Origin of the sequence: Nonomuraea sp. NPDC048826, from assembly GCF_043198225.1 — a bacterium.
In the GTDB taxonomy this organism is placed as follows: Bacteria; Actinomycetota; Actinomycetes; order Streptosporangiales; family Streptosporangiaceae; genus Nonomuraea.
The window spans coordinates 679,961-703,105 of record NZ_JBICUQ010000004.1; the positions used below are offsets into that span (position 1 = coordinate 679,961).

25 protein-coding genes are annotated in these 23,145 nt (G+C 73.2%); 12 read left to right on the top strand and 13 right to left on the bottom strand.

What is annotated here, in order from left to right:
• Positions 1–29 precede the first annotated feature (29 nt).
• The 6 genes from ACGFI7_RS17660 to ACGFI7_RS17685 all read right to left on the bottom strand — a co-directional run bounded on the left by ACGFI7_RS17660 (position 30) and on the right by ACGFI7_RS17685 (position 7,379).
• A complete protein-coding gene (locus tag ACGFI7_RS17660; RefSeq protein WP_393405411.1) occupies positions 30–1,256 on the bottom strand; it encodes a hypothetical protein in 1,227 nt (408 codons plus the stop codon).
• Positions 1,253–1,639, bottom strand: a complete 387-nt coding sequence (locus ACGFI7_RS17665) for a hypothetical protein (RefSeq protein ID WP_393405412.1) — start codon at positions 1,637–1,639, stop codon at positions 1,253–1,255. The genes ACGFI7_RS17660 and ACGFI7_RS17665 overlap by 4 nt, the downstream gene beginning before the upstream one ends.
• The gene (locus ACGFI7_RS17670; RefSeq protein ID WP_393405414.1) at positions 1,636–3,732 is read right to left on the bottom strand and encodes a hypothetical protein; all 2,097 of its coding nucleotides are present in this window, start codon (positions 3,730–3,732) and stop codon (positions 1,636–1,638) included. Before ACGFI7_RS17670 ends, ACGFI7_RS17665 begins: the two co-directional genes overlap by 4 nt.
• A 49-nt stretch (positions 3,733–3,781) precedes the next feature.
• Positions 3,782–4,381 carry a TetR/AcrR family transcriptional regulator gene (locus ACGFI7_RS17675; RefSeq protein WP_393405416.1) on the bottom strand — a complete coding sequence of 200 codons (600 nt, stop codon included), beginning with the start codon at positions 4,379–4,381 and terminating at the stop codon, positions 3,782–3,784.
• Positions 4,382–4,388: 7 nt separating this feature from the next.
• Positions 4,389–5,939 carry an MFS transporter gene (locus tag ACGFI7_RS17680; RefSeq protein WP_393405418.1) on the bottom strand — a complete coding sequence of 517 codons (1,551 nt, stop codon included), beginning with the start codon at positions 5,937–5,939 and terminating at the stop codon, positions 4,389–4,391.
• A 90-nt stretch (positions 5,940–6,029) separates the two neighbouring features.
• Positions 6,030–7,379: an MFS transporter gene (locus tag ACGFI7_RS17685; protein WP_393405420.1), complete on the bottom strand. Its 1,350-nt coding sequence runs from the start codon at positions 7,377–7,379 to the stop codon at positions 6,030–6,032.
• Between the two features lie 144 nt (positions 7,380–7,523).
• On the opposite strand from ACGFI7_RS17685, the gene panB reads away from it, so the two are divergent.
• Positions 7,524–8,351, top strand: a complete 828-nt coding sequence (panB, locus tag ACGFI7_RS17690) for a 3-methyl-2-oxobutanoate hydroxymethyltransferase (protein ID WP_393405422.1) — start codon at positions 7,524–7,526, stop codon at positions 8,349–8,351.
• A gap of 4 nt (positions 8,352–8,355) precedes the next feature.
• On the opposite strand, the gene ACGFI7_RS17695 is transcribed toward panB, so the two are convergent.
• From ACGFI7_RS17695 to ACGFI7_RS17705, 3 genes are read right to left on the bottom strand one after another with little or no spacing between them, the layout of a single operon-like run.
• Positions 8,356–9,282 carry a threonine/serine dehydratase gene (locus ACGFI7_RS17695; RefSeq protein ID WP_393405423.1) on the bottom strand — a complete coding sequence of 309 codons (927 nt, stop codon included), beginning with the start codon at positions 9,280–9,282 and terminating at the stop codon, positions 8,356–8,358.
• The gene (locus ACGFI7_RS17700) at positions 9,279–9,575 is read right to left on the bottom strand and encodes an ArsR/SmtB family transcription factor (RefSeq protein ID WP_393405425.1); all 297 of its coding nucleotides are present in this window, start codon (positions 9,573–9,575) and stop codon (positions 9,279–9,281) included. Before ACGFI7_RS17700 ends, ACGFI7_RS17695 begins: the two co-directional genes overlap by 4 nt.
• A gap of 27 nt (positions 9,576–9,602) precedes the next feature.
• Positions 9,603–10,775 (bottom strand): trans-sulfuration enzyme family protein, encoded by a 1,173-nt coding sequence (locus tag ACGFI7_RS17705; RefSeq protein ID WP_393405427.1) that lies wholly within the window; start codon positions 10,773–10,775, stop codon positions 9,603–9,605.
• 59 nt (positions 10,776–10,834) lie between these two features.
• Between ACGFI7_RS17705 and ACGFI7_RS17710 the strand changes: the two genes are divergently transcribed.
• The 6 genes from ACGFI7_RS17710 (at position 10,835) to ACGFI7_RS17735 (ending at position 16,397) form a co-directional block, all read left to right on the top strand.
• Complete coding sequence (locus tag ACGFI7_RS17710; RefSeq protein WP_393405429.1) at positions 10,835–12,286, top strand: PLP-dependent aminotransferase family protein; 1,452 nt, start codon at positions 10,835–10,837, stop codon at positions 12,284–12,286.
• 76 nt (positions 12,287–12,362) lie between these two features.
• Positions 12,363–13,046 carry an alpha/beta hydrolase gene (locus ACGFI7_RS17715; RefSeq protein WP_393405431.1) on the top strand — a complete coding sequence of 228 codons (684 nt, stop codon included), beginning with the start codon at positions 12,363–12,365 and terminating at the stop codon, positions 13,044–13,046.
• Between the two features lie 45 nt (positions 13,047–13,091).
• On the top strand, positions 13,092–13,979 hold the full coding sequence (locus ACGFI7_RS17720; RefSeq protein ID WP_393405433.1) for an ABC transporter ATP-binding protein: 888 nt from the start codon (positions 13,092–13,094) through the stop codon (positions 13,977–13,979).
• Entirely contained in the window at positions 13,976–14,695 is a 720-nt protein-coding gene (locus ACGFI7_RS17725) for an ABC transporter permease (protein WP_393405435.1), read from the top strand. Before ACGFI7_RS17720 ends, ACGFI7_RS17725 begins: the two co-directional genes overlap by 4 nt.
• Positions 14,696–14,703: 8 nt before the next feature.
• Positions 14,704–15,789, top strand: coding sequence for a sensor histidine kinase (locus ACGFI7_RS17730; RefSeq protein ID WP_393405437.1), 1,086 nt, complete (start codon positions 14,704–14,706; stop codon positions 15,787–15,789).
• A complete protein-coding gene (locus ACGFI7_RS17735) occupies positions 15,786–16,397 on the top strand; it encodes a DNA-binding response regulator (RefSeq protein WP_393405439.1) in 612 nt (203 codons plus the stop codon). The genes ACGFI7_RS17730 and ACGFI7_RS17735 overlap by 4 nt, the downstream gene beginning before the upstream one ends.
• A gap of 100 nt (positions 16,398–16,497) precedes the next feature.
• On the opposite strand, the gene ACGFI7_RS17740 is transcribed toward ACGFI7_RS17735, so the two are convergent.
• The gene (locus ACGFI7_RS17740) at positions 16,498–17,205 is read right to left on the bottom strand and encodes a MerR family transcriptional regulator (RefSeq protein ID WP_393405441.1); all 708 of its coding nucleotides are present in this window, start codon (positions 17,203–17,205) and stop codon (positions 16,498–16,500) included.
• A 126-nt stretch (positions 17,206–17,331) separates the two neighbouring features.
• Positions 17,332–17,985 carry an NADPH-dependent F420 reductase gene (npdG, locus tag ACGFI7_RS17745; RefSeq protein ID WP_393405443.1) on the bottom strand — a complete coding sequence of 218 codons (654 nt, stop codon included), beginning with the start codon at positions 17,983–17,985 and terminating at the stop codon, positions 17,332–17,334.
• 120 nt (positions 17,986–18,105) lie between these two features.
• Here npdG and ACGFI7_RS17750 point away from each other — a divergent pair, with 120 nt between their 5' ends.
• On the top strand, positions 18,106–18,684 hold the full coding sequence (locus tag ACGFI7_RS17750; RefSeq protein ID WP_393405445.1) for a hypothetical protein: 579 nt from the start codon (positions 18,106–18,108) through the stop codon (positions 18,682–18,684).
• Here ACGFI7_RS17750 and ACGFI7_RS17755 read toward each other — a convergent pair.
• Positions 18,681–19,679 (bottom strand): zinc-dependent alcohol dehydrogenase family protein, encoded by a 999-nt coding sequence (locus tag ACGFI7_RS17755; protein WP_393405701.1) that lies wholly within the window; start codon positions 19,677–19,679, stop codon positions 18,681–18,683. The genes ACGFI7_RS17750 and ACGFI7_RS17755 overlap by 4 nt on opposite strands.
• A gap of 89 nt (positions 19,680–19,768) precedes the next feature.
• Here ACGFI7_RS17755 and ACGFI7_RS17760 point away from each other — a divergent pair, with 89 nt between their 5' ends.
• Positions 19,769–20,161, top strand: coding sequence for an ArsR/SmtB family transcription factor (locus ACGFI7_RS17760; RefSeq protein ID WP_393405447.1), 393 nt, complete (start codon positions 19,769–19,771; stop codon positions 20,159–20,161).
• Here the strand turns inward: ACGFI7_RS17760 and ACGFI7_RS17765 are convergent.
• Positions 20,158–21,117, bottom strand: a complete 960-nt coding sequence (locus ACGFI7_RS17765; RefSeq protein WP_393405449.1) for a LysR family transcriptional regulator — start codon at positions 21,115–21,117, stop codon at positions 20,158–20,160. The two genes, ACGFI7_RS17760 and ACGFI7_RS17765, sit on opposite strands and share 4 nt — an antisense overlap.
• A 71-nt stretch (positions 21,118–21,188) precedes the next feature.
• On the opposite strand from ACGFI7_RS17765, the gene ACGFI7_RS17770 reads away from it, so the two are divergent.
• The 3 genes from ACGFI7_RS17770 (at position 21,189) to ACGFI7_RS17780 (ending at position 23,068) form a co-directional block, all read left to right on the top strand.
• Positions 21,189–21,437, top strand: coding sequence for a hypothetical protein (locus ACGFI7_RS17770; RefSeq protein WP_393405450.1), 249 nt, complete (start codon positions 21,189–21,191; stop codon positions 21,435–21,437).
• 66 nt (positions 21,438–21,503) lie between these two features.
• Entirely contained in the window at positions 21,504–22,169 is a 666-nt protein-coding gene (locus ACGFI7_RS17775) for a TetR/AcrR family transcriptional regulator (RefSeq protein ID WP_393405452.1), read from the top strand.
• On the top strand, positions 22,166–23,068 hold the full coding sequence (locus ACGFI7_RS17780; protein WP_393405454.1) for an alpha/beta fold hydrolase: 903 nt from the start codon (positions 22,166–22,168) through the stop codon (positions 23,066–23,068). The genes ACGFI7_RS17775 and ACGFI7_RS17780 overlap by 4 nt, the downstream gene beginning before the upstream one ends.
• The last annotated feature ends 77 nt before the right edge of the window (positions 23,069–23,145 follow it).

Consider the following 23,145-nt stretch of genomic DNA (forward strand, 5'->3'; position numbering starts at 1 on the left):
CCCGTTCGGCGAGCAGCATGCCGTAGCGGTCAGGCCAGGAGAAGGGTCAGGCCGCCGAGGGTGTAGCAGAGCATGAGGACGAACAGCGGGATCTGACCCGCCACCGCCTTGGCCGGCGGCAGCAGCCGGACCGAGCGGTCGTGGGCCGCCACCACGCCCGCCACGTGCCCGGCGATGATCGCCAGCACCTGGACGGTCGCGATGACCGAGGACGAGACCAGTTCCCTGTCGACCTCGGCGTCCAGCCCGAGCGCCAGGATGACCGCGCGCTGGCCCTCGATGACCAGCAGCGAGAAGTAGTGCGCGATCAGGTAGCCGATGGCGATCGGGACCAGCGAGTGGGCGAAGCGCGGGGCGAGGCCGCGGGTGCCGCCGATCCGGCCGGCCAGCCACAGGCAGCTCCCGTACAGGACGGCGACGGCGGCGATCGCGGCCAGCAGGCCGGCCGTGCCGAGGCCGACGCGGCCGAGCGGGCCCGACTGGAGCGCGTCCACCCAGGCGGGGGTGGTGGAGAAGCCGTCGTAGCCGGTGCTGCCGAGGAGCACGCACACGGTGGCGACCAGGCCGGGCGCGGGCCGCAGGGCGTCCAGGCCGTCGAAGGGGCTGCGGAGCACGAGGGCGCCGTCGGCCCGGCGGCCGAGGGGGGCGAGCTGGCCGGCCAGGGTCGAGTAGACCTCGAACGGGTCGCCGCGTTCCAGCCAGGCGTGCCCGTACCGGAGGGTTCCCGCCGTCTGCGCGGCCGCGTACAGCGCGAGGAAGGCGAGGAGGGTGGGCGGCGCGGCGGGGTCGGGGGCGACGAGCTCCATCCAGGTGAAGGCGAGCAGGCCGAGTGCGGCCGGCCAGTAGCCGAGCCGCGCCGGCAGCGGGCGGCGGGGCCGGTCGGGCAGCAGGCGGAACGGGTTGAGCAGCCGCCACACCGGGCCGAGCAGCAGCGACACGGGGATCAGGCCGACCCAGAAGAGCACGTAGACGAGGTACGCGCCGGTGTTCGGGGACGCGGGGCCGAGCAGCAGCCAGCCGACGGTGTAGGCGGCGGCGAGCAGGGTGAGGACGCGGAGCGGCCGCGTGGGGAGGCGCAGGCGCAGGGGCAGCCCGGCCCGGTCGCCGCGGAAGCGGGAGTCGGCCCAGAGCAGGCCGAGCGCCAGGAAGGACACGACGAGGGCGGCGAGCGCTCCGGCGTAGGCGTAGAAGAGCGGGATCGGCAGGTCGGCCCGGTCGCCGATGCCGTGCGCCAGCAGGCCGCCGGGAGCCGTCACCGGACCGCCACCTGGACGAGGACCAGGTCGCTCTCGTGGGTCTCCACCTCGAACACCCCGGTCACGTCCGCCACGAACCGCACCGTGGCCGGTTCGCCGGGCCGCAGGGCCGCCTTGACGTCGTAGCCGTGCACGTGCACCTCGTCGGCGACGTCGCTGGTGACGGTGATGCTGACGGTCTGGCCGCGGGCGGCCTCCAGCCAGCCGGACGGCGGCCGGACCCGGCCCGCCTCGATCGCGACCTCGGCGTGCGCCTCCCCCGGCGCGGGGGCGGCGGTGGCCACCTGGTGGCTGTTGCCCGGCCGGTGGTGGGTGTCCGACAGCGTCCCGCACCCCGCGATCGCCAGACTCAGCACGGCGACGAGCACGGCGCGTCCGCTCACGCGGTGACCTCCGCCTCGCTGGGCGTCTTCTCCGGCGTACGGGCGCGGCGCGGGGCGAGGCGGACCACGGCCCAGAGCACCCACAGGCCCGTCAGGAGCCCGCGGATCCAGCCGGGGCCGAGCGGGATCAACGGGATCATCCCGATCATCCGGTCGTAGGCGTCGGCCGCGGCCAGCACGCCGAGCACGATCGTGAACCAGGCGAACGCCCCGGGCCGCAGCGCGACGCCCAGGCAGAGCCACCAGCCGGCCATGAGCAGCAGCGCCACCCCGGTCAGGTACGGGTCCTCCATGGCGGCCGCCACCACGTCCAGCGCCAGCCCGGCCAGGCCCACGATCGACCCGGCCGCGATCAGCCTCAGCCGCCGCTCCCCCGGCTCGCCGACGGCCCGGGGCACGCCGTTCCCCGCGGGGTCGCCGCGCCGCAGCCGGGCCGCGCGCTGCGCCCGCACCCAGAACAGGACCGCGACCAGCGCCAGGACGAGCGAGCCGCCCAGCGCGAGCTGGGTCTCCACCCGGCCGAGCCCGGAGGCGCCGAACCAGTCGCAGCCCGCGGGCAGGCGGGCCTGGGCCGCGTTGAAGTCGGAGCACAGGAACAGCTTGGCAATCTTGACGGGTTCGGCGAGCACCCGGTTGGAGCCGCCCGACAGTTCGGGGGCCCGCGCGCCGCAGGCGGGCAGCGCCGCGGGCGAGCTCAGGGCGACGTCGCTCTGCCAGCAGTTGCCGGTGCCCTGGCCGTCCCACCACACGTCCATGCCGTTGGGCCGCGACTCGCCGGTGGGGCTGCGGCCGAGCACGTTGCCCACGAAGCGGTTGTGGTTGGAGGTGTCGGCCTGCTTGGCCAGGTCCTCCTCGCCGCGGATGAACGCGGGCACGCCGAAGAGCTGGAAGGCGGCACCGCGGTTGTCGTAGACGTGGTTGTCCCTGAACACGTTGTGGTTGCCGCCGGCCACGATGACGCCGGTGCCGGGCGGTACGCCCACCTGGGGGCAGACGACGCCCTTCTCGTAGCCGCGCTCGGCGGGCGGGCGGGAGCAGGTGCCGTCGCGGGTGAAGCGGTAGTAGTCGCGGTTGTTGTCGTAGATCTTGTTGTTCTCGAACAGCGCGTGGTTCTGCGGCAGGCCGGGGTGGTCGGGCCAGAGGCTGTCCATCGTGGCGCCGACCATGTTGTCGTAGAACTCGTTGTCGTGCGCCCACACGGAGTCGCCCGCGGTGCCGGAGTAGCCGAGCGCGTTGTCGTGGCTCTTGCAGCGGCGGATCTCGATGGCGTAGCGGGGCACGTCGTGGCCGCGGCCGTCGTTGATGTTCGAGGCGCTGCCGGGGTAGAGGCCGCCGTCGCCGTTGCCGTACGACTCGCAGTCGGTGTAGAGGCCGTGGTCGCTGGCGAAGGTGAGGAAACCGTACTCGTCGTTCCAGCGCGTGAGCACGCGGTCGATGACGAATCCGTCGGTTTCGAGCACGTACAGGGAGTTGAACGTGGTGCGCTGGGCGGTGAGGTTGTGGAAGTAGACGCCGTCGGCGCGGTCGGCCCTGATGGCGTTGAGCTTGCGGTACTCGGCGTCGACGATCACGTCGAGCGGCCCGGCGCCGGTGCCCTCGATCTGCAGGTTCTTCTTGCCGAGGATGGCGACGAGGTTCTGGTTGTGCGGGCACTGGAGCTGCTGCTCGAAGGTGAGGATCTGGTAGCCCCAGTCGGACCAGCGGGCGGGGAGCTGGGCGCAGGCGCCGGTGGGCGTGGCCTGGCTGGGCTCCTCGCGGTAGAGGCCGGGCAGCATCGCGATCGTCATGCCGGGTTCGTCGACCCGGTCGACCGCCTCCTGGAGGTGCCGGAAGCCGTCCTTCTGGCAGGCGTCGAAGAGGCGGAGGTTGCGTTCCCTCAGGTCGGCGGGGAAGCCGGCGACGCGCCGTTCGAAGTCGGCCCGGTCGGTCTTGCACACCAGCAGGTCGGGCTCGCCGGTGCGCAGCGTGGGGACGCTGCCGGACCCGTCGGGGAAGGTGACGGGCCGTTCCTCGTGCGCCAGCGCCGCGCCTGAGTGCGCGAGCAGAGCCAGGGCGACCACGATGAGGACGGCGATCCTGCGTAAGAGACGCATGATCGCGAGACTAGAACACGGCTCATCTTCTGCCTAGGGCCGCCGGAGCCTAGGCGCGCGGCGTGAAGCCCGCCAGGGCGTGGTCGACGACGCGTTCGGCCAGGTCCTCCGGCAGGTCGCCCTCCGGGCCCCACTTGCTGAAGAAGATCATGGCGCCGGACAGGAGCGCCATGCCGAGCTCCACGTCGAGGTCGGGGCGGAGCTCGCCGTTGGCCACGCCGCGGCGGAGCACCTCCCGCATGGCCACCCGCCGCGGCTCCAGCGCCAGCTTGAAGAACCGCTCGCTGACACGCTTGGACCGGTCGGTCTCGCTCAGCGCGACGTTCATCACGCAGCGGGCCCGGCGATGGCCCGCCTCCCTGCGCACCACGTCGAGCAGGGTGATCAGGTCGCCCCGCACCGACTCGCCGGCCAGCGGCGGGAGCGGCTCGCGGATGGTGGCCAGGGCGTCGACGACCAGATCTTCCTTGTTGGCCCAGCGCCGGTAGATCGTGGTCTTGCCCACGCCCGCGCGGGCCGCGATCGCCTCGATGGACAGCTCCGCGACGCCCATGCCGTCGGCGATCAGGTCGAGGGTGGCCGTGATGATCGCTTTCTCGGCCTTCTCACTGCGCGGGCGGCCCGCCCTGGCTGTCTGCTGGGTGGTCATGTCGGCCTCAGACTACCGCTCGTTCCTGCTGTTCAGGCTCAGGGACGGGACGCGCCTTGCCGGGCATCCACCGGAACACCACCGCCGCGCCGATCAGCGCGATGACCGCCGAGGCGAAGGACGTGATGTGCATGCCGTGCACGAACGCCGCGTTGGCCTGGTCCATCAGCGCCGCGCCGCGCTCCCCGAGCGAGCGCGCCACCTCGGCCGTGGCCATGATGGACTCGCCGCCCGCGTGCTGGACCTCGGCGGGCAGCCCCTGCAGGGCAGGCGCGATCTCGCCGCGGTAGCTGGACGACAGCACCGAGCCGAGCACGGCCACGCCGAGCGCGCCGGCGACCTGGCGGACGGTGTTGCTCATGGCCGAGCCGACCCCGGCCTTCTCGCGGGGCAGCGCCTCCATGATGGCGGTCGTGGCGGGCGGCATGATGTTGGCCATCGCGACACCCTGCACGAAGAACACGGCCAGCAGCACCGGGATCGGCGTGTGCAGGTCGAAGAACGTGTAGCCGAGCAGGATCGCGGTCAGCACCAGGAGGCTGACGGTGGCCGACAGCTTGGCCCCGAACTTCTCGTTCACCCGCTGGCTGAGCGGCGCGAAGATGAGCTGCGCGACCGCGAACGGCAGCATGAGCGCCCCCGCCTGCACCGGGCTGAACCCCAGCGCCACCTGCAGGTAGAAGGTGAGGAAGAACATCCCGCCCATCATCGCGAAGAAGACGATGCCGATCGTGGCGATGGCGGAGGTGAACCGGACGTCGCCGAAGTAGCGCACGTCGAAGGCGGGGTGGTCGATGCGCCGCTCCCACCAGACGAACACCGCCAGCACCGCGACGCCGGCCAGCACCGGCACGAGCACCTCCACGGAGGCGACGGTGGCCAGCTCGCCGCCGCGGATGATGCCGTAGACGACGGCGACCAGACCGATGATCGACAGCAGCACGCCCACCGGGTCGAGCCGCGACGGCTTGGGGTCACGCGACTCCGGCACGATCGGGGCGATCAGCGCCATGCTGATGAGCACGATCGGCACGTTGATCAGGAAGACCGAGCCCCACCAGAAGCGCTCCAGCAGCAGCCCTCCGGTGACCGGGCCGATGGCCACGGCCAGCCCGACGCCGGCCGCCCAGACGCCGATCGCCTTCCCGCGCTCCCGTTGCGGGAAGACGTTGGAGATGATGGCGAGCGTGGCCGGCATGATCGCGGCCCCGCCGACGCCCATCGCCGCCCGCGCCAGGATCAGCTGGCCCGGATCCTGGGCGTAGGCGCTGGCCAGCGACGACAGCCCGAACAACACCATGCCGATGATCAGCATGCGCTTGCGACCGGTCCGGTCGCCGATCACCCCGAAGGTGAACAACAGGCCGGCGAAGACCAGGGTGTACGAGTTGATCGCCCATTCGAGCTCACTCTGGGTCGCGCCCAGCCCGGCCACCGGGTCGGCGATGGTCTTCATCGCCACGTTCAGGATCGTGTTGTCGAGCACGACCGCCAACAGGCTGAACACCAGCACGCCGAGGATCGCCCAGCGGCGTGGATGTCCCGCGTTCTCGTCCATGAGCACACCTTAGAATCGATACGACTGCGTTTCGCAACGCGACCGTATCGCAGGATGTTCCGATACGCAACGGTATCGTTTCGTATCGGCTCAGGCGGTGAGGTCCTCCGGCACCTTCTCCGGCACCTTCTCCGGCACCTTCTCCGGCACCTTCTCCGGCACCTTCTCCGGCTCTGCCCCCGGTTCGGTCCCCCGCCCGGCCCTCGCTTCGGCCCCCGGCTCGACCCCGGACGCGGTGCCCGCTTCGGCCTCTGATGCGTCCGGGACCGGCGGCGGATTCGCGCCGCGACGCCAGAACGGCAGCGCCACCAGCACCATCGCCAAACCCAGCGCACCGGCCACCGCGAACGCCCACGGCGCCCCGTACACGTCGATGACCTTGCCCGCGATGGGCGCCGAGGCCGCGCCGCCGATCAGCAGCGCGGTGCCGTGCAGGCCCATCGCCTCGCCCCGCGCCGCCGCGGGCACCCAGCGGGTGGCCGTCTCGACGGTGGACGTGAGCGCCGGCGCGCAGAGCAGACCGGCGGGCAGCAGCGCCAGCAACAGCCACCACCAGCCGCCGGAGACCAGCGTCACCGGCACGGTGAGCGCCCCCATCAGGCCGATGAGCACCAGCGGCGAGAACCCGCGCGAGAGCATCCCGTACAGGAACCCGCCCATCAGCGAGTAGAGGCACCAGATGCCCACCGCCAGGCCGATCCACCCGGTGTAGCCGCTGTCCTTCATCGTGCCGACCATGGCCAGCTCGGTCGCGGTGAGCACGAACGTGGCGGCCGCGGCGGTGCCGAGCAGCGCCACCAGCCGGGGCGTGACCCAGACCCGCCTCGGGACGGTGACCGCCGGCTCCGCCAGCTCGGCCGCCGACCTGGTCGGCGGGTTGAGCAGCAGCAGGCCGACACCGGCGCCGGTGGTGCCGATCGCGATGGCGGTCAGCGTGGGACCGCTGCCGAACGTCGTGATGCCGAAGACCGCCAGCGCGGGGCCGGTCATGTAGGACACCTCGACCAGCATCGAGTCGAACGAGAACGCCGTGCGGCGCTGGTCGAGCGGCACCATGGCGGCCAGGCACTGACGGATCACCCCGAACACGGGCAGCATGAGCAGCCCGGCCACCCCCGCGGCGACGACCAGCACGGGATAGGGCAGCGCCCAGGCGCACGACCAGAACACCGCCTGCGCGACCGTGGTGACGAGCAGCACCGGGCGCAGGCCGTAACGGTCGACGAACCGCCCGGCCAGCGGCGACCCGACGGCCATGCCGATCGTGCTCGCCGCGGCGATCACCCCGGCCGCGGTGTAGCCCAGTTTGAGTGTCTCCAGGACATGCAGCGTGAGAGACATGCCCATCGCCGTCATGGGCACCCGCGCAGCCAGGCCCACCACCAGCAGCACGCTCACGCCGGGCAACCGGAACAGACGCCGGTAAGGTTCGATAACCATCTTGATTGCTGACCTCCGAAAGCATTCTTCCAGCTCGTACCGACAGTTCCGCGACTGGTTTTCTCCGGGCGCCGCCTGGCATCATCGGGGGTGAGTCCGGGGACGCCACCGGGGCGCCTCGAGACGCTTCCGGAGGTTGACCTCATGTCTTCAACCACCCTGTACGGCGGCGCGTCCGGCCGCCGGGTCACCGTGCGCGACCTCGCCGCGGCCAAGCAGCGCGGAGAGCGATGGCCGATGGTCACCGCCTACGACGCGATGACGGCCCGGGTGTTCGACCAGGCCGGCATACCCGTCCTGCTCGTGGGCGACTCCGCCGCCATGGTCGTGTACGGCTACGACTCCACGCTGCCGGTCACCGTCGACGACCTGCTGCCGCTGACCGCGGCCGTGGTGCGCGGCTCGTCGCGCGCGCTCGTGGTCGCCGACCTGCCGTTCGGCTCGTACCAGTCCTCACCCGCGCAGGCGCTGGAGTCGGCGGCCCGCTTCATGAAGGAGGCCGGCGCGCACGCGGTCAAGCTGGAAGGGGGCCGCCGGGTCGTGCCCCAGGTCGAGGCCCTCGTCTCGGCGGGCGTGCCCGTCATGGCGCACCTCGGGCTGACCCCGCAGTCGGTGAACGTGCTCGGCGGCTACCGCGTGCAAGGGCGCGGGCAGGCGGGCGACGAGCTGATGGCCGACGCCAAGGACCTGCAGCGGGCCGGGGCGTTCTCGATCGTGCTCGAATGCGTGCCCGCCGACCTGGCCGAACGGGTGACGACCTCGCTGGCGATCCCCACCATCGGCATCGGCGCGGGTCCTGGCACCGACGCCCAGGTCCTGGTCTGGCAGGACATGATGGGGCTGACCCCCAGCCCGGCCCGCTTCGTCAAGCGCTACGCCGACCTGGGCGCCGACCTCGACCGAGCCGCCCGCACCTTCGCCACCGAGGTCATCGACGGCACCTTCCCGGCACCGGAGCACGCTTACACCTGACGGATCATCCGGTGGCGAGGGTGGCGGGGTCGGTGTTGGAGCCGCACACCAGCACCGCCACCCGCTCGCCGGGCTCGGGCCGGTAGGCGCCTGACAGCAGGGCGGCGTACGCGGTCGCGCCGCCGGGCTCGGCGGCCAGCCGGTGCTTCTCCCAGAGGGTGCGCCGGGCGGCCACGATGGCGTCCTCGGTGACCAGCACGCTCCGTGCGCCGGCCGCGGCGAGGAGGTCGTAGGCGATCCCGCCGAGCGCGGTGGCGCCCAGCGAGTCGGCCGCCACCCCGCTCACCGTCACGGACACCGGACCGCCCGCCTTGAGCGCCTCGTGGAAGGTGGGGATCCGCTCCGGCTCCACGGCCACGATCCGCGGCCCGCCGCCCACTGCCCCGGACCCGAGTGCGACGCCCGCGGCGAAGCCGCCGCCGCCGACGGCGACCAGGACGGTGTCGACGCCGCCGGTCTGTTCCATCAGCTCCAGCCCGGTGGTGCCCTGTCCGGCGACCACTTCGGCCTGGTCGTAGGCGTGCACCGACAGGGCGCCCGTCTCGGCGGCGCGCTTGGCCGCCGCGTCGGCCGCCTCGGAGTAGATGGCGCCCACCTGGTTGATCCGCGCGCCCAATGCCCGCAGGCCGGCCACCTTGATCGGGCTGGTCACCTCGGGCACGAAGATCTCCGCCCGTACCCCCAGCGCCCGCGCCGCGTACGCGACCGCCAGCCCGTGGTTGCCGCCGCTGGCCGCGATCACCCCGCTCTCCGGCAGCGCGCCGGCCGCCAGCATGCGGTTGAACGCGCCGCGCACCTTGAACGAGCCGGAGTGCTGCAGCAGCTCCAGCTTGAGCACCAGCTCGGGCGTGACCTCCAGGACCGGTGTGCGCAGCACGTGCGCCCCGATCCTCCCGGCCGCCGCCGTCACGTCCGCGTACGCCACCGTCACAGCTCCCCCTCGATCATCCGTTTGAGCTGTGCTATCCGCTCCTCGTCGCGCCGGTAGAACACCCACTGCCTGATCCGCTTGCCGCGGATCAGACCGGCACGCTCCAGGATCTTGAGATGGCCGGTGGCGCTGGGCTGGGTCATGCCGAGCTTCTCCGCGATGGACCGGCCGCACACCCCGTCGGTCACCAGGTCGCCGTCGACCTGGGCGGGGAAGTGGGCGACCGGGTCCTTGAGCCAGGCGAGGATCATCAGGCGCGGCTCGCTGGCCACGGCGCGGAGCTCGGACAGCACTTAGGCATTTTCCTCATTGCCTAAGGGCTATGTCAACGCCTGCTCGAAGTCCGCCCAGAGGTCCTCGGCGTGCTCGATGCCGACGGCGACCCGGACCGTGCCCTCGTTGATGCCGTGCCTGGCCAGTTCCTCGGCGGTGAGCGAGCGGTGCGAGGTGGTGGCCGGGTGCAGGATGAGCGTCTCGACGCCGCCCAGCGACGGCGCGACCAGCGCGAGCCGTACCGACCGCATGAACCGCTCCCCCGCCGCGCGCCCGCCGGCCAGGTCGAACGCGAAGACCCCGCCGAAGTCGGCCAGCAGCTTGCCCGCCACCTCGTACGACGGGTGCGACGGAAGGCCGGGCCAGTGCACGGCCGTCACCGACGGGTGCTCGGCCAGGCGGGTGGCGAGCAGCCGGGTGTTGGCGCAGTGGCGTTCCAGCCGCAGGGCCAGCGTCTGCAGCCCGCGCAGGCTGAGCCAGGCGGCGAACGGGTCCGGCGTCGGCCCCAGCTCGGCCGAGAAGTGCCAGACCTTGCGGTACAGGGCGTCGTCGGCGAAGACCGCCATGCCGCCGACCACGTCCGTGTGGCCGGACAGATACTTCGTGGTGGAATGGCAGACGATGTCCGCACCGTGCTCGATCGGGCGGCACAGCAGGGGCGTGGCGAAGGTGTTGTCGACCACGCTGATCAGGCCCAGTTCCCTGGCCACCGCGCACATCGCGGGCAGGTCGGCGACCTGGCCCATCGGGTTGGCGATGGTCTCCAGATAGACCAGTTTGGTCTGCGGCCGGACGGCGGCCCGCAGCGCCGCGGGATCATGTTCGGGCACATAGCTGACCTCCACGCCGAACCGCGAGACCAGCTCGTTGATCATCCCCGCCGTGCCGCCGTACAACGCCCGCTGGGCGATCAGGTGGTCACCGGGCTTGAGCAGGCCGAGCAGCACCGTGTTGATGGCGCCCATGCCGGAGCCGGTGGCGAGGCCCGCGACGCCGCCCTCCAGCCCGGAGACCGCCTGCTCCAGGGAGCGGACGGTGGGGTTGGTGTAGCGGCCGTAGGTGAACGGGCCGTCGGGCCTGCTCATGCCGTCGGCCATGGTCTCCGGGTCGTCGAAGGCGAACCCGGACGTCTGGTAGATGGGCACCGTGATGGGACGGCTGCCCTCGATCACCGGATGGGGCACGTGAACCGCGCGGGTCTCTGGCCGATAGTCAGTCATATATGAAGGATCTCCGGGAAAGTGGTGCGAGATCAGAGCCAATCCCACAATATTGGTTCATGAATGGGGCCAATACCGACCATCTCGTCGACTTACTGGGCCGCTGGGCGTCCGGCCGGGGGCCGCTCTACCTGCTGCTCGCCGCCCGGTTGCGGGCGCTCGTCGACGACGGCGTGCTGCCTCCCGGCGAACTGCTGCCGCCGGACAGGGTGCTGGCCGGGCGGCTGGCGGTCGGCCGCGGCACCGTGGTGGCCGCGTACGAGCTGCTCCAGCGGGAGGGCCGGGTGCTGCGGCGGCAGGGCAGCGGCACCCGGGTCGCCGAACTGGACCTGCCCGCCACCCGCACCGCGGACGGCGTGATGGCCAACCCGCTGCTCCTGCACATCCTGCACCCGCCCGACGGGGTGCTGCTGCTGACCTGCGCCGCCCCCGACGAGCCGCCTCCGGAGCTGGCCGAGGCGTACGAGGAGGCGGCCGCGCGCCTGCTGGGCATGCGGGACATGGGCTACCAGCCCGCCGGGCAGCCCGACCTGCGTGAGGCGGTGGCGGCCTACTACCGGCGGCGCGGCCTGCCGACGACCGCGCGGGAGATCGTCGTGACGACGGGGGCGCAGCAGGCGCTCACCCTGCTGACCGCGCTGCTGGTGTCGCCCGGCGACCGCGTGCTGACCGAGTCCCCCACGTACCCGGGCGCCCTGGAGGTCTTCCGGCACGCCGCGGCCGTGGTCCGCCCGGCCGTCCTGGACCCCCTGACCCGCTCGGAGGCCGATCTCTTACATGCCGTACGGGAGCGCCCCGCGCTGCTCTACACCGTGCCGACCGCGAGCAACCCGACCGGGACGATCATGGACGGCCGCACCCGCCGCCGGGTGGCCGCGCTGGCCGCCGAGCACGACCTGCCGGTGATCGACGACGAGGTCTGCGCGGAGCTCTGCTTCGACGGCGACACCCCGGCCCCGCTCGCCGCCCACGCCGACGGCGAGCAGGTGATCACGATCGCGTCGCTGAGCAAGGTCGTCTGGGGCGGCATGCGCATCGGCTGGATCAGGGCCCCTGCCCCGCTGGCCGCCCGGCTCGCCCGGCTCCGCGCCGTGCACGACCTGGGCGGGGAGGTGGTCAGCCAGCTCGCCGCCGCCGCGCTGCTGCGCCGCCTCGACGAGATCAAGGACGCTCGGGTACGAGTCCTGCGCGCCCGCCACGACCACCTGTGCGCCGAACTGCGCGCCCGGCTGCCGCAGTGGTCGTTCGAACCGGCCAGGGGCGGGCAGACGATCTGGATCCGGCTGCCGCGCGGTGACGCCGACTCCTTCGCCCAGGTCGCGCTCCGGCACGGGGTGGCGGTCCCGCCCGGCCGGTCCTTCGACCCGCTCGGCGGCCTGGCGGACCGGCTGCGGCTGCACTTCCTGTTCCCGGAGGCCGAGCTGTCGCAGGCCGTGCTGGCGCTGGCGGCGGCCTGGCGGGCCTACGACGGCACCGAGCGGCTGCCGTCACGGCCGACCCTCGTCGTCTGATCCCCCGCCACATCCGGGATCAGCCAGGAGCTGACATCACGGCGGGCGTGCCCACGCGTACGGCAAGGTGTGGAGCATGACCTTCGTGCTCGTACACAGCCCCAGCGTGGGTCCGTCGACGTGGGCGCCGGTGGCCGGGGCGCTGGAGCGCCGGGGCCGTCCGGCGGTGGTGCCCGACCTGAGCGGCGTCACCGAGGGCGGCCCGCCCTACTGGCCGCGCGTCGTGGCGGCGGTGCGCGACGCGGCGCCCGCGGACGGCCCGATCGTGCTGGCCGCCCACAGCAACGCCGGGCTGTTCGTGCCGGTGATCAAGGAGGGGCTGGGCGACCGGGTGGTCGCGTGCGTGTTCGCCGACGCCCACCTGCCGCCGGAGCGCGGGCTGGTCAAGCCGGGGCAGGACGACTTCCTGCCGTTCCTGCGCGAGCTGGCCGGCGAGAGCGGCGTGCTGCCCCGCTGGACCGACTGGTGGAGCGAGGAGGACGTCGCGCCCATGTTCCCCGACCCGGCCGTCCGCGACCGGCTGATCGCCGAGCAGCCCCGGCTGCCGCTCGGCTTCTACACCGACCCGGTGCCGGTCCCCGCCGGGTGGGACGCGGTGCGCTGCTCGTGCCTGTGGTTCGGCCCGCCGTACGACACCGTGGCGGAGCAGGCCCGGCAGCGCGGCTGGCCGGTGCTCCGCGTCCCCGGTCTCCACCTGCACCAGACCGTCGACCCGGAGGCGGTGACCGACGCGCTGCTCAAGCTCTCCCGCAGGTCGTGAATTCTTCACTGCCGCCGCGCGCCCCGGCCAGGAAAGGTCGGAGGCATGACAGCGATCCTGGTGACCGACCTGCTCAAGCGTTATGGCGCCTTCGAGGCGGTGCGCGGCGTCTCGTTCGAGGTGCCCGCCGGACAGATCTTCGCCCTGCTCGGCAGGAACGGCGCGGGCAAGACCACGACCGTGGAGCTGCTGGCCGGGTTCCAGCGGCCTGACGGCGGCTCGGTGCGGGTGCTCGGCCTCGACCCGGTGGCCGACCGGGCGGCGGTACGGCGGCGCACCGGCGTCATGCTGCAGGAGGCGGGGTTCTTCCCCGACCTGACCGTGGCGCAGACCGTCGACACCTGGCGCGGCTTCACCTCCGCGCCCCGCCCCCGCGACGAGGCGCTGGAGCTGGCCGGGCTGGGCGGCAAGGCCGCGACCCGGGTGCGCCAGCTCTCGGGCGGGGAGAAGCGGCGGCTCGACCTGGCGCTGGCCCTGCTGGGCCGGCCCGACGTGCTGTTCCTCGACGAGCCGACCTCGGGCATGGACCCGCAGGCGCGCCTGGCCACCTGGGAGGTGGTGCGCGAGCTGGCCCGGCAGGGCACCACGGTGCTGCTGACCACCCACTACCTGGAGGAGGCGCAGCGGCTCGCCACCGCCATGGCCATCATGGACGAGGGCGCGGTCGTCGCCGCGGGCGGCATGGCTGAGACGCTGGCGGGCCTGAGCGGGCGGGTGGCGTTCCGGCTGCCCGCGGGCGTCCGCCCCGAGGACCTGCCGCTGCCGGTGACGCTCGACGGGGAGCTGGCCGTGTGCCGCGCCGGCGACCCCGACCTGGCCGCCCAGACGCTGCTGAGCTGGGCCGCCGGGCGCGGCCTGCGGCTGGCGGGCCTGGAGGTCCGCACCGCCACCCTCGAAGACCTCTTCCTCGACCTGGCCAGGAGCGCACGATGAGTCTCGCCGCCACCTACCGGCTCGGCACCCGCCTGTTCTGGAAGGACCGGGGCATGCTCTTCGGCTCGGTCGTCACGCCGGTGGGGCTGGCCATCGGGCTGCCGGTCCTCATGCGGAACGTCACCGGCGAGGGCGTGGCCGCCGCGACCACGGTCTTCCACGGCATGATCGCCGTCATCCTGGCGATCACCACGTTCATGACCATGGTCGTCACCCTCACCATGCGCCGCGACCAGCTCGTGCTCAAGCGGCTGCGTACGACCGAGCTGACCGACGCGCAGATCCTGGCCGGGCAGATCGCCAGCGTGGTGAGTCAGACCGTGGTCATCGTCGTGCTGTCGGCGCTGGCGGTGCGGGTCCTGGCCGACGTGCCGCTGCCGGCCGACCCGGTGCTGTTCGCCGCCGCCGTCGTGGCCGGCTCGGCGGTGATGGCGCTGCTCGCCACCGCGTACACGGCCGCGATCCCGCGTGCCGAGCTGTCGGCCGCGTTCGCCATGCCGGTGTTCCTGCTGGCCGGGGTGGGCGCGGGGGCGATGGGCCCGATCCCGCTGCCGTCGTTCGTCCGGGTGGCGCTCGACCTGCTGCCGACCGGAGCCGTGCTCGACGCGGTACGTGACGGCGAGGTGCTGATGCCCGCGCTGAACCTGGCGGTGTGGACGCTGATCGGGCTCGTCAGCCTGAGGCGCTGGTTCCGGTGGGAGCCGAGGCGCTCATAATCGACGTCGTGACCTCCACTTCCGCCAGGCGCATGGCGAGCGGCCTGCTCACCGGCGTCGCCGTCGCCTACACGCTGCTCGGCCTCCTCTACTACCAGTTCGGGATGCTGCCGGGGCTGATGGCGACGGCCGTGATGCTGGCGGTCGTGGCCCTGCACCACCTGCACATCAGGGCCGGGCTGGGCGGCAGGCGACCCGCCGTGTTCCCGCTCACGCTGGTGCTGCAGGCGCTGGTCACCTACGTGCCCGACTTCCTGCTGCCGTCCGGCTACTCGGCGGTGGCGGCGCCGATGCTGGCGGGCAGCGTGCTGGTGTTCCTGCCGCTGCGCTGGGGAGTGCCGCTCGTCGCGGTGATGACCCTGTACGGGGCCACCGCGCTCTGGTTCGGCCTGCCCTTCGCCATCGTGTCGTTCTTCTTCGCCCTCGCCGTGCCCATCACCGGGGCCATGATCTACACGCTGGTGCGGCTGGCCCGGCTCGCCGTCGAGCTGGAGGAGGTCAGAGCGGAGCTGGCCGAGGCGGCCGTGCTGAAGGAACGCCTGCGCATCTCCCGCGACCTGCACGACGGGCTGGGCAGCAGCCTCACCGCCATCGCGCTCAAGGGCGACCTGGCCGGACGGCTGCTCGACCGCGATCCCGAGTCGGCGCGGAGCGAGGTGACGGAGCTGGTCCAGGTGGCCAGAGAGGCGGCGCAGGACGTGCGGCAGGTGGCGCGCGGCTACCGGGAGCTGACGCTGGCGGACGAGACGCGCCGGGCGGTGGCCCTGCTGGAGACGTCGGGCGTGCGCTGCCAGGCCCACCTGACCGACGTGACGCCGCCGAAGCGGTCGGACGAGGCGCTGGCCTGGGCCGTCAGGGAGGCGGCCACCAACGTCCTGCGTCACAGCCACGCCACCACCTGCACGATCACCACCTCCGCACACGCCGGGAAGCTGCGCCTGGAAGTGGCCAACGACGGCGTCCCCGACGGCCCCGTCGTCCATCGGGGCGGCCTCACCGGCCTCGCCGAGCGTGCCGCCCAGACCGGCGGCGCCGTCACCGCGGGACGCGCCGAGTCGGGCGGGTTCCTCCTGACGATGGAAGTCCCGGCATGACGGCGATCAGGGTGATCCTGGCCGAGGACATGCACATGATCCGCGCGGCGCTCACCGCGCTGCTCCGCCTGGAGTCCGACATCGAGGTGGTCGCCGAGGTCACGCGCGGCGACGAGATCGTGCCCACCGCGCTCGCGACCCGCCCCGACGTCGCGATCGTGGACATCGACCTGCCGGTGGTCGACGGCATCACCGCCGCCGCCGAGCTGCGCGAGCGGCTCCCGGCGTGCCGCGTCCTGGTGCTGACCGCGCTCGGCCGGCCCGGCCACGTGCGCCGCGCGCTGGCGGCCGGCATCGAGGCCTTCCTGGTCAAGGACGCCCCCGGCGACCGGCTGGCCGACGCCATCAGGCGCACCGCGGCGGGGCTGCGGGTGCTGGATCCGGAGCTGGTGTCCGCCGCGACGGCGTACGGCGAGAGCCCGCTGACGCCACGCGAGTCGACCGTGCTGAAGGAGGCCGCCCGGGGCGCGTCGGCGGAGGAGATCGCCTCCCGCCTGCATCTCTCCCCCGGCACGGTCCGCAACTACCTCACCGGCGCGATCACCAAGACAGGCGCCCGCAACAAGATCGACGCCATCCGCATCGCCGAGGACGCCGGCTGGCTCTGACCGGCCGCGCCGGGGCCCTCGGACGCCCGAGCGAGGCCAAGGCAGGCTCGGTGGCGTGCCGACGGGGGTGAGCGGCCGGCTCCACCATGCCGTCGAGCGCTCAGAGACCGCGCAGGCGGAGGTAGGCGGCCAGTTCGGCGGTGCCGTCGAGCATGGCCCGGCCGCGCCGCCGGAGCCCCGAGCGCCACGCGGTCAGGGCCTCCTCCAGGGGGCCGACGCCGCCGGCCGCCCGCACCCTGGCGACGGCGCGGGCGATCTGGCGCAGCGGGTAGCCGCCGCGCCGGAGCTGGCGGGCCAGGTGGGCGTCGCGTACCGCCGCGGCAGGGTAGCGGCGGTAGCCGGTGACGGGGTCGCGTTCGGCGTGGAGGATCCCGGCCCTCTCCCACGTACGAAGCGTGGCGGGGTGCAGGCCGAGCTGGTGGGCCAGGGCGCCGACGGTCGGCGCCCCGCGCCCCGGCGGGTCGCTCTCCGAGACGAGGACGCCGAGGGCGGCGGCCACCTCGTCCAGCGTGCCCCGGTCCCGGAGGATCTCGGCGTGGCCCTGGTCGACGAGACGGAAGACGGCCTCCTCGTCACCCGCGTTGGCGGCCCGCAGGATCGCCGCCGCGCCCTGGTGCCCGAACCCCGGCCGGAGCGCGAGAAAGGCGCGGAGCGCCTGGGCGTGCACCGGCGTGTAGTGCCGGTAACCGTGATCGCCCCGCGGGGCCGGAGGCAGGATCCCGTCGTCCTCGTAGTTGCGCACGGCCTGCGCGGACAGCCCGTGCTCGCGGGCCAGATCACTGGGCCTGAGCCGATCGTCACGCGGCACCGTCGCCTCCACGGTGATCAGGTCAGGGCCCGAGGGCGAACACCGCACCCACCCCCGGGGACGCAGCGGTGACCGCCACCACGCCCCGCACGACGCGCAGGCCCGCGACCGGCGGGCCGATGGACGCTAGATGTCGGTGATGCGGATGCCCGCGTGGGCCTTGTAGCGGCGGTTGACCGAGATGATGTTGGCGGTCAGCGCCTCCACCTGGAAGGCGTTGCGCAGCCGTCCGCCGTAGACGCCCCGCACGCCCGGGATCAGGTCGGCCAGCGCCTGCACGGTGTCGGTGGCCTCGCGGTCCTCGCCCAGCACGAGCACGTCGAGATCCACCTTCTCCACCGCCGGGTCAAGGAGCACGACGGCCGACACGTGGTGGAACGCCGCCACCACTCGGCTCTCCGGAAGCACCGCCGCCGCCTGCTGGGCGGCGCTGCCCTCCTCGACGGGCAGGGCGTAGGCGCCCTTCTTGTCGAAGCCGAGCGGATTGACGCAGTCGACCACGATCTTCCCGGCGAGCTGCGGGGCGAGCGACTCCAGCAGCGCCTTGTGCCCCTCGTAGGGCACCGCCACGATCACCAGGTCGTTCTCGGCCGCCACCACGGCGTTCTCGGCGCCGGTGGCCCCGCCCCCGATGGACTCGGCCGCCTCCTGCGCCCGCCCGGCGCTCCGCGATCCGATCATCACCTTGAGCCCGGCCAGCGCGAACCGCCGCGCCAGACCCTTCCCCTGGTCTCCCGTGCCACCCAGAATGCCGATGCTCAGCCCGCTCACGTCAGTCATAGGACGCATCATGCCAGCAGGCGCGCGGCGCCCCCACACGCCCCCGGGTCACCGCACCCGCACCGCCGCGTCAGGGCGAAACCGTCGCCCCGGCCGCACCTGTCAGGCACGATGGATGCCATGGATTCAGGGTCGGTCGCGCACCTGCGTGAAGTGCTGGCCGCCACGGGATGGGTCGAGCGCACCCGCGAGCTGGGCCGGGCGCTGCGCACCACCCGTTCCCCCGGCGGGCTGCTGCTGGTGGGCACCCCCGACGACGAGCCCTGGCATCTGACCGCGCATCTCACCGACGAGGCCCGCCTGTCCGGGCTGCCGCAGCTCGCGCCCACGCTGGTCCGCTGGTCCCCGCCGCCCGGCGCCCCGGCCCACCTGCGGGTGGGGCTGGAGCGCATCGAGCGGACGGCACGCGGCGAGACGTTGTTCGTGGTGGCCGGGCAGCAGGCGCCGGTCCCGCTGCTGGAGCGGGTCGACGACGCCCGCCGCGTCGGCGCCACCATCCTGGCCCTGGAGGGCGGTGACGCGGAGCTGGCCGGGCTGGCGCATGACGCCATCGCGGTCCCGGCGCACGCGCCGCTCAGCTTCGACGGCGCCCAGCACCTGGTGAGCGCGGCCGCGGGCGAGATCCCGCAGCGGCCGGGGCTGCGCGAGCGGCTGGCCCGGCTGCTCGACAAGGTGAGCGGCCCGCAGGTGACCGACTAACGCGCGACGGTCAGTACGATCTTGCCGACTTGCGTGCCCGACTCCAGGTGCCGGTGCGCCGCCACGACGTCGCCCAGGTCGAAGACGCGGTCCACCACCGGGCGGAACGCCCCCGTACGCAGCCCTGAGGCCACGAACGCCTCCGCGCGGCGCAGGCGCTCCGGGTCCCGGGTCGTCTCGTGGACGGTGTAGGTCCGCATGCCGAGGGCGGGCATGCCCAGCTCGAAGCCGGGATAGGGGGTCGGCTCGCCGCTCAGCATCCCGTACTCGACGAGGGTCCCGCCGGGGGCGATCAGCCGGGCGAGGTCCACCACACCGGGACCTGCGACGGCGTCGAAGACGAACTCGACCCCCCGGCCGCCGGTCAGCGCCTTCACCCGTCCGGCCACGTCCTCCTCGTCGGTGACGATCACCTCGGCCGCGCCCTCCTTGAGCAGGATGTCCTTCTTGGCCCGGGTACGGGTGAGCGCGACGGGCGTGGCGCCGACCCGGTCGGCGATCTGGATGGCGGCCAGCCCGACGCTGCTCGACGCGGCGTTCAGCACCACCGTGTCCCCTGGCCGCATCCCGCCGACCTGGACCAGCGCCCCGTAGGCGGTCAGGTAGGGCATCCACACCGCCGCTCCCTCGACCGCGTCCAAGCCGTCGGGGCGGCGCAGCACCGCCGCCGCCGGGACGATCGCCCGCTCGGCGTAGACGCCGTAGTCGTTCTGCGAGAACGCGGGCACGACGCTGACCGGCTGCCCCGGCTCCAGGCCGGTGACGCCCTCGCCGACCGCCTCGATCTCGCCGGCGGCCTCGCTGCCCAGCCTGGCGGGCCACCGCCGCACCGGCTCGATGTAGGTCCCGCTCCTGAACAGCGCCTCCGCCCTGTTCACCCCGATCGCGTCCACCCGGAGCCGGACCTCCCCCGGCCCAGGCTCCCCGACCTCCGCCTCCTCCAGCCGCAGCACCTCGGGCCCGCCGAGCTCGCGGAACAGCACCGTCCTGGCCATCACGCCTCACCCCTTCACGTCACTGCGCCGATCCAAACCCAGAAGTACGATGGATGTCAAACTTCGAGCAGTGTCGTACTATCGAGCACATGGACGACGACGACCGCATCCCGCGCCATCCGGACCTGGGCACGGTCACGCTGCAGCAGATCCTGGAGGCTCTCGTCGACCCGGTGCGGCGGAGCATCGTGACGCAGCTGTGCGACGCCCAGGCGGACGTCAGGTGCGGCGGGTTCGACCTCCCGGTCAGCAAGTCGACCGCCACGCACCACTTCCGCGTGCTGCGCGAGGCCGGCCTGATCCGGCAGCACTACGTCGGCACCGCCCGCATGAACACGCTGCGCCGCGCCGAGCTCGACGAGGCCTTCCCCGGCCTGATCGACGCGCTCGTCACCGCGGACCGCAAACCGATGGCGGGCGTCGAGACAGACAGTCAGCCGGTCGCGGGCGCCGCGGCGGGCCGGAAAGCGGTCGCGACCTAGCCGGCGACCTCGTCGCGGGAGCGGCCGAGGCGGGCGCTGAGCGAGGACTCCAGCTCGGCGGTGGCGCGCTCGATGGCGTCGATGACGACCGCCTGCACCGGGTCCGGCTCCCCCGACCTGGTCCGGCTCACCCTCGTGACGGCGTCGATCCGGCGGGCGCCGACGTCGCGGATGTCGCTGACCCGCACCTCGCCCTCCCGTACGTCCAGCAGCGCCAGCGTGGGCACGATCGCCACCCCGCGCCCGGCGGTCACCAGCGCCAGCGTGGGGGCGAAGTCGGTGATGACGTGCAGCTTGCGCGGCTCGAACCCGTGCAGCCCGGCCAGCCGGTCCAGCGCCTGACCGCACGCCAGTTGCGGTTCGCTCGCCACCCAGGGCACGTCGGCGAGCTCGGAGACGTGCCGCGGCAGCTCGGGCCAGTCCGGCGGCACCACGACGCGATACTCGTCCACGAACAGCGGGCGGATGTCCAGCGACGGCTGGGCGAGCACCGGCCGGCTCATGTCCTGCTCGGTGATGAGCACGTCCACGGCCCCCAGCCGCAGCTCCTGCAGCGCGGGCGGCCCGAACACCTCGTGCACGGCGGGCTCCAGCTTCGGGTGGCGGACGGCGAGCTCGCCCAGGGCCGGCACCAGGATGTGCTGGATCACCGTCGGGAACGCGGCGATGCGCACCGGCCCGGCCAGCCGTTCGGCGAAGCGGGTCAGCTCCCGCCTGGCCTCGGCCAGCTCCTCCTCGACGCGCTCGGCGTACCCCGCGAGCACCCGCCCCGCCGGGGTGAGCGAGATGCGGCGCTGCGAACGGTCCAGGAGCGCGAGCCCGACCTCCCGCTCCAGCTGGGCGAGCTGCTGGGAGACCGCCGACGGGGTCAGGTGCAGCGCCTCGGCGGCCCGCATGACGCCGCCGCGCACATGGACCTCGCGCAGCACGCGCAGCCGCCGGGGGTCGATGTCCACAGAGCAGAGCTTACGCGGGTCTTCTGGATCATTTATTACCGTTCAGTTCGCTATAGCCGGACAATGGCGTCATGGATCTGCTCGTTGAGGCCGTCGGCTGGCTCGGCGCCGCCCTGCTCCTGGCCGGATACGCCCTGGTCTCGTCCGCCCGGCTCAACGGCGACGGGCTCCTGTACCAGCTCATCAACCTGGCGGGTTCGATCTCCCTCATGATCAACAGCGCGTACAACGACGCCTGGCCGTCCGCGGGCCTGAACCTGGTCTGGGCCGCCATCGGCGTCGTGGCCCTGGTCAAGCTCGCCCGCCTCGCCAGGAGATGACCGCCAGGAGATGACCGTCACCCGCACTGACCGGAGCATGCGGTCTCGTGCATTACGATACGGGGCGTGACGTTTCGAAATGGTGGCCCGCGCGGCCGCCCCCGTGACGCGGCCCTCGATCAGCGGATCACGGCCGTCGTCCTGGAGGTGCTGGCGGAGTCCGGTTATGAGGGGGTGTCCTTCGAGGAGGTCGCCCGGCGGTGCCAGACCTCCAAGGCGAGCCTGTACCGACGGTGGGGGTCCAAGCGGGAGATGGTGATCGCCGCGGTCAAGGCCGGGCCCGCACGGCGTGAGGCCGGTGAGCCGATCGACACCGGCACCCTGCGCGGCGACGTGCTGAGCCTGTGCCGGCGCCTGGACCGGACCATGCGCGCCTCGGACAGCCAGACCGCGATGCTGCTCCTGCAGGCGGGCCTGGAGGACCCGGAGCTGTGCGAGGCCATCGAGAACGCCGTCGGCCCCACAGGAGCGCGGCTGCCGCGCCAGGTCGTCGAGGCCGCGATCGCCCGCGGCGAGCTGTCCGAAGGCGCGGACCCCTTCGCGTTCGAGGAGGTGGTCGGCGCCGCCCTCCTGCTGCGCCGGGTCAACAACCTCGCGGTCGACGAGGAGTACCTGTCCGCGCTCGTCGACACCGTCGTCATCCCCGCCCTGAAGGCCTCGTCCGGGCGGGGCCCCCTGCCCGCCGGGATCTTCTCCGGCCGCCCCGCCCCCACCGTGAAGGAGAACGCATGACCACCCGACCGACGATCAGCGGCTTCGACTACCGGGCCGTCCCCGGCGCCGACGGCGTGAACCTCAACGTCGCCGTCGGCGGGAGCGGGCCGGCCGTGGTCCTCCTGCACGGCTTCCCGCAGACCCACTACATGTGGCGGCACGTCGCGGCCAGGCTCGCGGGCGACCACACGGTCATCGTCCCCGACCTGCGCGGATACGGCGACAGCGACAAGCCGGACGGGAGCGACCCCACCGCCTACGCCAAGCGGACCATGGCCCAGGACGTCGTGACGGTCGCGTCCGGCCTCGGCGTGGACCGCTTCGGGCTCGTCGGGCACGACCGCGGCGCGCTGGTCGCCGTCCGCGCGGGCCTGGACCACCCCGGCGTCGTGGACTACCTGGGCATCCTCGACGTCCTGCCCACCCTCGACACCTGGGCCGTGCTGCGGGGGGTCGACGCCAAGGTCGCCTGGCACCTCTACCTGATGGCGCAGCCCGCCGGGCTGCCCGAGAAGATGATCCGCGCGGTCGCTCCGGAGTTCTTCGGCTCCTTTCTGGACGCCTGGGACCCCGGCGGCACGACGTTCACCGCTGAGGAGCGCGCCTACTACGTCGACAGCTCGGTCGCCGCGGTCGACTCCATCGTGGCCGACTACCGGGCCACCGCGAGCGTCGACCTGGAGATGGACCGGGCCGACCGCGAGCGTGGCGCCCGGCTCACGATGCCGGTCGGCGTCATCTCGCAGGACTGGGGCTCCCAGCTCGGCTTCGACGCCGCCTCGCTGTGGCGGGCCTGGGCGCCGGACCTGACCTACCAGCCGACCACGTCCGGGCACTTCATGGCCGAGGAGAACCCCGACGAGACCGCCGCCTTCATCACCGCCCTGGCGGCACGCCCGGCCGCGCGGACCCCCTGATCACGTCACCGCGCCGAGGGGTCCGCCACCGGGCCTCTCGGCCTGCCCGAGCCGAGACGCCCGCGAGGTCCCCGAGG

Bases quoted from the DNA above. Each gene is read 5' to 3' on its own strand.
- ACGFI7_RS17670 (WP_393405414.1), bottom strand. From the start codon at position 3,732: ATGCGTCTCTTACGCAGGATCGCCGTCCTCATCGTGGTCGCCCTGGCT.
- ACGFI7_RS17675 (WP_393405416.1), bottom strand. From the start codon at position 4,381: ATGACCACCCAGCAGACAGCCAGGGCGGGCCGCCCGCGCAGTGAGAAG.
- ACGFI7_RS17680 (WP_393405418.1), bottom strand. From the start codon at position 5,939: ATGGACGAGAACGCGGGACATCCACGCCGCTGGGCGATCCTCGGCGTG.
- ACGFI7_RS17685 (WP_393405420.1), bottom strand. From the start codon at position 7,379: ATGGTTATCGAACCTTACCGGCGTCTGTTCCGGTTGCCCGGCGTGAGC.
- panB (WP_393405422.1), top strand. From the start codon at position 7,524: ATGTCTTCAACCACCCTGTACGGCGGCGCGTCCGGCCGCCGGGTCACC.
- ACGFI7_RS17705 (WP_393405427.1), bottom strand. From the start codon at position 10,775: ATGACTGACTATCGGCCAGAGACCCGCGCGGTTCACGTGCCCCATCCG.
- ACGFI7_RS17710 (WP_393405429.1), top strand. From the start codon at position 10,835: ATGAATGGGGCCAATACCGACCATCTCGTCGACTTACTGGGCCGCTGG.
- ACGFI7_RS17715 (WP_393405431.1), top strand. From the start codon at position 12,363: ATGACCTTCGTGCTCGTACACAGCCCCAGCGTGGGTCCGTCGACGTGG.
- ACGFI7_RS17720 (WP_393405433.1), top strand. From the start codon at position 13,092: ATGACAGCGATCCTGGTGACCGACCTGCTCAAGCGTTATGGCGCCTTC.
- ACGFI7_RS17725 (WP_393405435.1), top strand. From the start codon at position 13,976: ATGAGTCTCGCCGCCACCTACCGGCTCGGCACCCGCCTGTTCTGGAAG.
- ACGFI7_RS17735 (WP_393405439.1), top strand. From the start codon at position 15,786: ATGACGGCGATCAGGGTGATCCTGGCCGAGGACATGCACATGATCCGC.
- npdG (WP_393405443.1), bottom strand. From the start codon at position 17,985: ATGACTGACGTGAGCGGGCTGAGCATCGGCATTCTGGGTGGCACGGGA.
- ACGFI7_RS17750 (WP_393405445.1), top strand. From the start codon at position 18,106: ATGGATTCAGGGTCGGTCGCGCACCTGCGTGAAGTGCTGGCCGCCACG.
- ACGFI7_RS17755 (WP_393405701.1), bottom strand. From the start codon at position 19,679: ATGGCCAGGACGGTGCTGTTCCGCGAGCTCGGCGGGCCCGAGGTGCTG.
- ACGFI7_RS17760 (WP_393405447.1), top strand. From the start codon at position 19,769: ATGGACGACGACGACCGCATCCCGCGCCATCCGGACCTGGGCACGGTC.
- ACGFI7_RS17770 (WP_393405450.1), top strand. From the start codon at position 21,189: ATGGATCTGCTCGTTGAGGCCGTCGGCTGGCTCGGCGCCGCCCTGCTC.
- ACGFI7_RS17780 (WP_393405454.1), top strand. From the start codon at position 22,166: ATGACCACCCGACCGACGATCAGCGGCTTCGACTACCGGGCCGTCCCC.